Here is a 6,806-nt window from a genome sequence, read left to right on the forward strand (position 1 = left end):
TTGGATGGGTTCTGTTTTTCAACGTTTTAGGAACGCCGATATCTCGGCGTTGATGAATGCGCGATCCGCAGGGTAGTTGATCGGATTTCCGGCGCGGTGACCGTGGATCGACGGAATCGGATGGAGCTCGGCCGACTTCGCATTGACGAGCTTGCCGATCTCGGCCTCGTTGTCGCGCACGTCGAAGTAACGGTCGGTCTGCCCCGGCATCAACAGCACCCGCGCCCTGATCGCTGCGAGCGCGCGGGTGATGTCGCCGCCAAATTCCGGGCACTGGCTGATGTCGCCACGCTGCCAGATGCCGATCTGCGCGAGCAGATCGTTGGCGTCGCGCCGTGCGAAGGCTTCATCCCAGGAGCGCGCCAGATAGTCTTCCAGCGAGGTGAATCCTGCCTCGCGCCAGACTTCATCCCGGTAGAAGGCGTGCGACATCGCCCAGCCCGCATAGATGCGCCCCATGGCGCGAAGGCCGGCGGAAGGTTTGGCGATGAAGCGACCGTCCCTGAAATTGGGGTCCGTGGTCAGCGCCGCCTTCACGCCCTCTAGGAATACATGATTGTAGGGCGAACACCGCGCGCTGCCGCAGACGATGGCGGCGCGTTCCACCATGTCGGGATGGCAGGCCGCCCAATGGTAGGCCTGCATGCCCCCCATCGACCAGCCATAGACCAGCGCGATTTTCGAGATGCCGAATTGCTCCACCAGCAACCGGCGCTGAACCGCGACCGCGTCGTGATAGCTGATCGCCGGAAACGGGGTGATGTCGGAATTCGACGGCGAGGAAGACAGGCCGTTGCCGAACAGGTTGGGGATGACGATGAAGTAGCGGTCGGGATCCAGGATGCCGCCGGGCTGGATCAGCCATTCGGTGTCGAAGTGTTGCGCGCTGAACGATGTCGGATAGACAATCACATTGTCCTTCCGCCCATTCAGGCTCCCATAGGTCTTGTAGGCGAGACGCGTGGAAGGGAACACGACGTCAGACTGAAGCTGGACGTCGCCCGCCTCGAAGACCTGATAGTCGCCGCTGGTCGTCATTTGCCCGGCTCCGGTGCCTCGACATTAACTGTACTAGTAGTACATTATATAGATACGATTGCAAGCGCGCGGTGCGAAGGCGTTTGCCATCGCCGGTAACGCGCGTCTTGCCATTGCAGGAACACGGTTTGACGGTGCGGCCGCAAGCAACGAATTGCTTCGATGGCACGCCCGCGGCTGATCCGCCGCCTCGCCCCCTCGCTCCTTCCACCATAATACCGCACGAAGGGGGCTAGGCAGGCCACGCACGGACGTTACTATCGCCGCAAAACAAGCCGACCCAGGGAGAGAAAAACAATGAACAATCATCTGATCTCGCGCCGTTCCGTTCTGGCCGGCACCGCCGCCGCAGGCGCGCTGAGCCTGACCGGCTTCCCGGCCCGCGCGGCCGAACCACAGTGGAAAAAATACGCCGGCACCAAGCTTGAGGTGATCCTCGCCAAGGGTCCGCGCGGCGACAATTTTCAAAAGAACATCAAGGAATTTACCGAACTGACCGGCATCCAGGTCGAGTCGGAGCAGATCCCCGAACAGCAACAGCGCCAGAAGGCCGTGATCGAACTCGCTTCGGGCAAGCCGAGCTTCGACGTGGTTCATCTGAGCTACCACGTGCAGAAGCGCCAGTTCGAAAAGGCCGGCTGGCTCGCCGACATCTCGGGCTACATGAAGGACCCGAATCTCACGGCGCCCGACCTCGTCGAAAGCGACTTCTCGGCCGGCGGCCTGCAATACGCCAAGAACGACAAGGGGCAGATGCACTCCCTGCCGTGGTCGGTCGACTATTTCATCCTCTATTACAACAAGGAGCTGTTCCAGAAGAAGGGCGTCGCGGTGCCGAAGACCTTCGACGAGATGGTCGCAGCCGCCGAAAAGCTCACGGACGCCAAGGAAGGCACCTTCGGCTTCGTCGGGCGCGGCCTGCGCAACGCCAACATGACGCTGTGGACCAACTTCTTCCTCAACGCCGGCGGCGAATTCCTCGATGCCAAGGGCGGCATCCTGACCGACGGCCCGGAGGCGATCGAAGCCACCAAGCTGTACCAGACGCTGCTGACCAAGGTCGCGCCTCCCGGCGTCGCCGGTTTCAACTGGATGGAGTCGATGGCCTCGTTCACGCAGGGCCGCTCGGCGATGTGGATCGACGGCGTCGGCTGGGCGCCGCCGCTGGAAGACCCCGCCGCCTCGCGCATCGTCGGCAAGGTCGGCTACACCGTGGTGCCCAAGGGATCCAAGGGACAATATTCGGCAACCTATGGCGACGGCATCGGCATCGCGGCCGCCAGCAAGAACAAGGAAGCGGCCTATCTCTTGTGCCAATGGGCGGTCTCGAAGAAGCAAGGCGCGCGGCTGCTGCAGGCCGGCGGCGGCGTGCCGTTCCGCAACTCCATCCTCAACGACCCGGAGATCCAGGCCGGCGTCAAGATGCCGAAGGAATGGCTGCAGTCGGTGATCGATTCCGCCAAGATCAGCAAGCTCGGCCTGCCCGTTATCATCCCGGTCGCCGAATTCCGCGATCTCGTCGGCGCGGCCCTCACCTCGACCCTTTCGGGTGCTGATCCCGCGACGGAGTTGAAGAAGGCTCATGAGCAGTTCCGCCCGATCCTGGAGCGCAGCGAAAAAGCGTGAAGGCAATAGCAGAAGTCACTCCGGCCGCGGCTGATCCCGCGCCGGGGCAGGAATGGCGGCCGCCGACCTACTGGCCGTTCGTGGTGCCGGCGCTGGTCGTCGTGCTCGCCGTGATCGTGTTCCCATGGGTGTTCACGATCTGGATGAGCCTCAACGAGTGGAAGGTCGGCTCGCCGACCACCTTTGTCGGCTTCGCCAATTATGTGCGGATGCCGAACGATCCGCGCTTCGTCGAAGCGGTCGGACACACCCTGCTTTACACCGCCTTGTCGGTGCTGCTGCCGCTGATCCTCGGCACCTTTGCGGCCGTGGTGTTTCACGCCAAATTTCCCGGCCGCGGTTTTCTGCGCGGGGTCTTCATCATGCCGATGATGGCGACGCCGGTGGCGATCGCGCTGGTCTGGACCATGATGTTCCACCCGCAGCTCGGCGTGCTGAATTACCTGCTGTCGCTGGTCGGCCTGCCGCCGCAATTGTGGGTGTTCCATCCCGGCACCGTGATCCCCTCGCTGGTGCTGGTCGAGACCTGGCAATGGACTCCCCTGGTGATGCTGATCGTGCTCGGCGGCCTCGCCGCGATCCCGACCGAGCCCTATGAAAGCGCGCAGATCGACGGCGCCAGCGTCTGGCAGGTGTTCCGCTACATCACGCTGCCGCTGATCACGCCGTTCCTGTTCATCGCCGGCATGATCCGCATGATCGACGCGGTCAAGAGCTTCGACATCATCTTCGCGATCACCCAAGGCGGGCCCGGCTCGGCGTCGGAGACCATCAACCTCTATCTCTACAGCGTCGCCTTCATCTATTACGATCTCGGCTATGGGTCGGCGATCGCGGTGATCTTCTTCCTGCTGATCGTCGCCATGGCGGCGCTGATGCTGCATCTGCGCCAGCGCACGATGTGGACCGAGATCGGGAGCGGCGCATGAATCTCCGTCAGATCCTCGGCAAGATCGGGCTGTGGTTTGCGATCTTCGTGGTCGTATCACCCGCGATCCTGTTCTTTCTCTGGATGGCCTCGCTGTCAGTCAAGTTCGAGGTCGACAACGCCGCCTACCCGCCGGTGTTTTTCCCCGAGCGCTTTGCCTGGAAGAATTATGCCGACGTGCTCGCCTCCAACCGCTTCCTGACCTATTTCATCAACAGCCTCGTGGTAACCGGCACCGCGACCGGCCTCGCCATGCTGGTCGGCGTCCCCGCCGGCTATGGCATCGCGCGGATGGCGGCGCATAAATCCGCAATCGTGATCCTGATCGCGCGCATCACGCCGGGATTGTCTTATCTCATCCCGCTGTTTCTTCTGTTCCAGTGGCTCGGATTGCTCGGCACGCTGGTGCCGCAGATCATCATCCACCTCGTGGTTACGGTGCCGATCGTGATCTGGATCATGATCGGCTATTTCGAGACCACGCCGCTGGAGCTCGAGGAAGCCGCTCTGATCGACGGCGCCACGCGCTGGCAGGTGTTCCTTCATGTGGCGCTGCCGATCGCGCGTCCGGGACTTGCGGTTGCCTTCATCCTCGCGGTCATCTTCTCCTGGAATAATTTCGTGTTCGGCATCGTGCTGGCGGGTCGGGAGACGCGCACTTTGCCCGTCGCCGTCTACAGCATGATTTCGTTCGACCAGTTGAGCTGGGGGCCGCTTGCGGCCGCCGCGCTCATCGTGACCTTCCCCGTTCTGTTGCTCACGGTACTGGCGCAGCGGCAGATCGTGGCCGGGCTGACCGCAGGCGCCGTCAAAGGCGGCTAGCCGAAATCTCCGGTGCAAGCGCTTCCAGTACCGCGGCTGAGTTGGTGACCCAGCCGAAGATCCCGCCCTGGGCCTTGATCATCTTCAGGCCCATCTCGTGAAATTCGGGAAAATAGGATGCGCAGCCGTCGGCCAGCACCACGCAGCGATAGCCGCGGTCGTTGGCCTCGCGCACGGTCGTGTTGACGCAGACTTCGGTGGTGACGCCGCACACCAGCAGATTCTCGATGCCGTATTTCTCCAGGATGTCGCCAAGCTCGGTGGCGTAGAACGCGCCTTTGCCCGGCTTGTCGATCACGATCTCTGAGTCAAGCGGATAGAGTTCGGGAATGATGTCGTGGCCGGCCTCGCCGCGGATCAGGATCCGCCCCATCGGTCCGGGATCGCCGATCCGCAATGACGGCGCGCCGCGTTCGACCTTGGCCGGCGGCGCGTCGGACAGATCGGGCAGATGTCCCTCGCGGGTGTGGATGACCAGCATGCCGGTTTCGCGCGCCGCTGCCAGCACCGAAGCGATCGGCTTCACCGCGCGCGCCAGCTGCGACACGTCATTGCCCAGCGTCTCGCCGAAGCCGCCGGGTTCCATGAAGTCGCGCTGCATGTCGATGATCAGAAGCGCGGTCGCCGCCCACTCGAGCGCGATCGGCTCCGGCTCCGCGGCGACCTTGCCGATGGATGGCCCCTTTGAGTTCGTCATGATGCAAGCGCCCGACCGAGAGTAATTTCCGGTGAGATTAAGCAAGGCGCATGCCATTGTACAATTCTTGCGCAAGCCGGGAACGAGTTGGCACGCTTGTTGCAAAATATCGCGGTATCGCAACGTCGAAACGCGGGCGGCCTGCCGCAGCGCCACAAATTCGGGAGGAACACATGAACGGACTTGGAGGCCTCAACAAATCGCCCGAAGGCGTCGTGATCGGGCTGGTTCAACTGCAATTGCCTGTTGTCGTGACCAGGACCGACCTCGCGCGGCAGACCGAGCGCATCGTCTACATGGTCGGCAAGGCGCGGCGCAATCTCGGCACCATGGATCTCGTCGTATTTCCCGAATATTCGCTGCACGGCCTGTCGATGGATACCAATCCCGAGATCATGTGCCGGCTCGACGGCCCGGAAGTCGCCGCCTTCAAGCATGCCTGTATCGACAACAAGATCTGGGGCTGCTTCTCCATCATGGAGTTCAACCCGAACGGCAATCCCTATAATTCGGGTCTTGTTATCGACGACCATGGCGAGATCAAGCTGTACTACCGGAAATTCCATCCCTGGATTCCGGTCGAGCCGTGGGAGCCCGGCGATATCGGCATTCCCGTGGTCGAGGGACCGAAGGGCGCCAGGATCGCATTGATCATCTGCCACGACGGCATGTTCCCGGAGATGGCGCGCGAATGCGCCTACAAGGGCGCGGAGATCATGATCCGCACCGCCGGCTACACCGCGCCGATCCGCGAAAGCTGGCGTTTTACCAATCAGGCCAATTCGTTCCAGAATTTGATGGTGACCGCCAACGTCTGCATGTGCGGCTCCGACGGCTCGTTCGATTCCATGGGCGAAGGCATGATCGTGAATTTCGACGGCAGCATCATCGCCCACGGCACCACCGGCCGCACTGATGAGATCATCACCGCCGAAGTGCGCCCTGACCTGGTGCGCGAGGCGCGGATCCACTGGGGCGTCGAGAACAACATCTACCAGCTCTGGCACCGCGGCTATGTCGCGGTGAAGGGCGGCGCGATGGATTGCCCGTATACGTTCATGCAGGACATGGTGGCGGGCACGTTCCGGCTGCCATGGGAAGATCAGGTCAAGGTGACGGACGGCACGTCGTGCGGCTTTCCGGCGCCGACACGGATGTTCGGCAAGACGGCGAAGGCGGCCGAGTGATTGCCCACCACGTCGTCCCGGCGTTACTATCGTCGTCCCGGCCTTGAGCCGGGACCCATAGCCACCGGCGGCAATTGCTTTGCACTGCAGTCGTTATCTTTCTTTTTCAACAATAGGGGACGCGGAGTATGGGTCCCGGCTCAAGGCCGGGACGACAGCGTGTTTGTTGTTGCACCGTGCACTAAACGCACTTTCGCGATCTCGCGACGCATTGCGTCCGAGCTTTGCCAGAAACTTCCCGCCCTCCAATGAGAGGGCGCAGGGAAGACCGGGTGCGCGCTGCACCCGCGGTCTCGCGTGCGGTTTGCACAAAACAAAGTGCACACGAGCATACAGGGCAGCGGAGAACACCCGGCCTTCCCTGCGCAATGGCTTTACGGCTTATAACGCGATCTCCCCGGTGAACGGGCTTTCTTGCCACCGTCGCTCCCGATCAGCTTTTGGCTTCTCAGGAACTTGACACCAGCAACGGGGTGTCAGGACCACGCGCCTTCGCCGTACGCCTCTG

The 6,806-nt window shown here is 62.3% G+C and carries 6 protein-coding genes; 4 read left to right on the forward strand and 2 right to left on the reverse strand.

Features of this window, described 5'->3' with window-relative positions; all coding sequences use genetic code 11:
* Nucleotides 1–18: 18 nt before the first annotated feature.
* The gene (locus JQ567_RS06965) at nt 19–1,038 is read right to left on the reverse strand and encodes an alpha/beta fold hydrolase (RefSeq protein ID WP_212438120.1); all 1,020 of its coding nucleotides are present in this window, start codon (nt 1,036–1,038) and stop codon (nt 19–21) included.
* Nucleotides 1,039–1,335: 297 nt separating this feature from the next.
* Between JQ567_RS06965 and JQ567_RS06970 the strand changes: the two genes are divergently transcribed.
* Genes JQ567_RS06970 through JQ567_RS06980 form a run of 3 tightly spaced genes read left to right on the forward strand, consistent with a single transcriptional unit; the run spans nt 1,336 to nt 4,414 of the window.
* Nucleotides 1,336–2,664 carry a sugar ABC transporter substrate-binding protein gene (locus tag JQ567_RS06970; RefSeq protein WP_212438121.1) on the forward strand — a complete coding sequence of 443 codons (1,329 nt, stop codon included), beginning with the start codon at nt 1,336–1,338 and terminating at the stop codon, nt 2,662–2,664.
* Nucleotides 2,665–2,669: 5 nt separating this feature from the next.
* Complete coding sequence (locus JQ567_RS06975) at nt 2,670–3,593, forward strand: carbohydrate ABC transporter permease (protein ID WP_409363303.1); 924 nt, start codon at nt 2,670–2,672, stop codon at nt 3,591–3,593.
* On the forward strand, nt 3,590–4,414 hold the full coding sequence (locus JQ567_RS06980; protein ID WP_212438122.1) for a carbohydrate ABC transporter permease: 825 nt from the start codon (nt 3,590–3,592) through the stop codon (nt 4,412–4,414). The genes JQ567_RS06975 and JQ567_RS06980 overlap by 4 nt, the downstream gene beginning before the upstream one ends.
* On the opposite strand, the gene JQ567_RS06985 is transcribed toward JQ567_RS06980, so the two are convergent.
* A complete protein-coding gene (locus JQ567_RS06985) occupies nt 4,401–5,111 on the reverse strand; it encodes a cysteine hydrolase family protein (RefSeq protein WP_212438123.1) in 711 nt (236 codons plus the stop codon). The genes JQ567_RS06980 and JQ567_RS06985 overlap by 14 nt on opposite strands.
* 173 nt (nt 5,112–5,284) lie before the next feature.
* Between JQ567_RS06985 and JQ567_RS06990 the strand changes: the two genes are divergently transcribed.
* Entirely contained in the window at nt 5,285–6,298 is a 1,014-nt protein-coding gene (locus JQ567_RS06990) for a formamidase (RefSeq protein ID WP_212438124.1), read from the forward strand.
* Nucleotides 6,299–6,806: the final 508 nt, after the last annotated feature.

It is taken from the genome of Bradyrhizobium sp. AUGA SZCCT0431 (assembly GCF_018131065.1).
GTDB lineage: Bacteria > Pseudomonadota > Alphaproteobacteria > Rhizobiales > Xanthobacteraceae > Bradyrhizobium.

Coding starts and splice junctions, on each gene's coding strand:
- JQ567_RS06965 (WP_212438120.1), bottom strand. CDS start 1,038: ATGACGACCAGCGGCGACTATCAGGTCTTCGAGGCGGGCGACGTCCAG.
- JQ567_RS06990 (WP_212438124.1), top strand. CDS start 5,285: ATGAACGGACTTGGAGGCCTCAACAAATCGCCCGAAGGCGTCGTGATC.
- JQ567_RS06980 (WP_212438122.1), top strand. CDS start 3,590: ATGAATCTCCGTCAGATCCTCGGCAAGATCGGGCTGTGGTTTGCGATC.
- JQ567_RS06985 (WP_212438123.1), bottom strand. CDS start 5,111: ATGACGAACTCAAAGGGGCCATCCATCGGCAAGGTCGCCGCGGAGCCG.
- JQ567_RS06970 (WP_212438121.1), top strand. CDS start 1,336: ATGAACAATCATCTGATCTCGCGCCGTTCCGTTCTGGCCGGCACCGCC.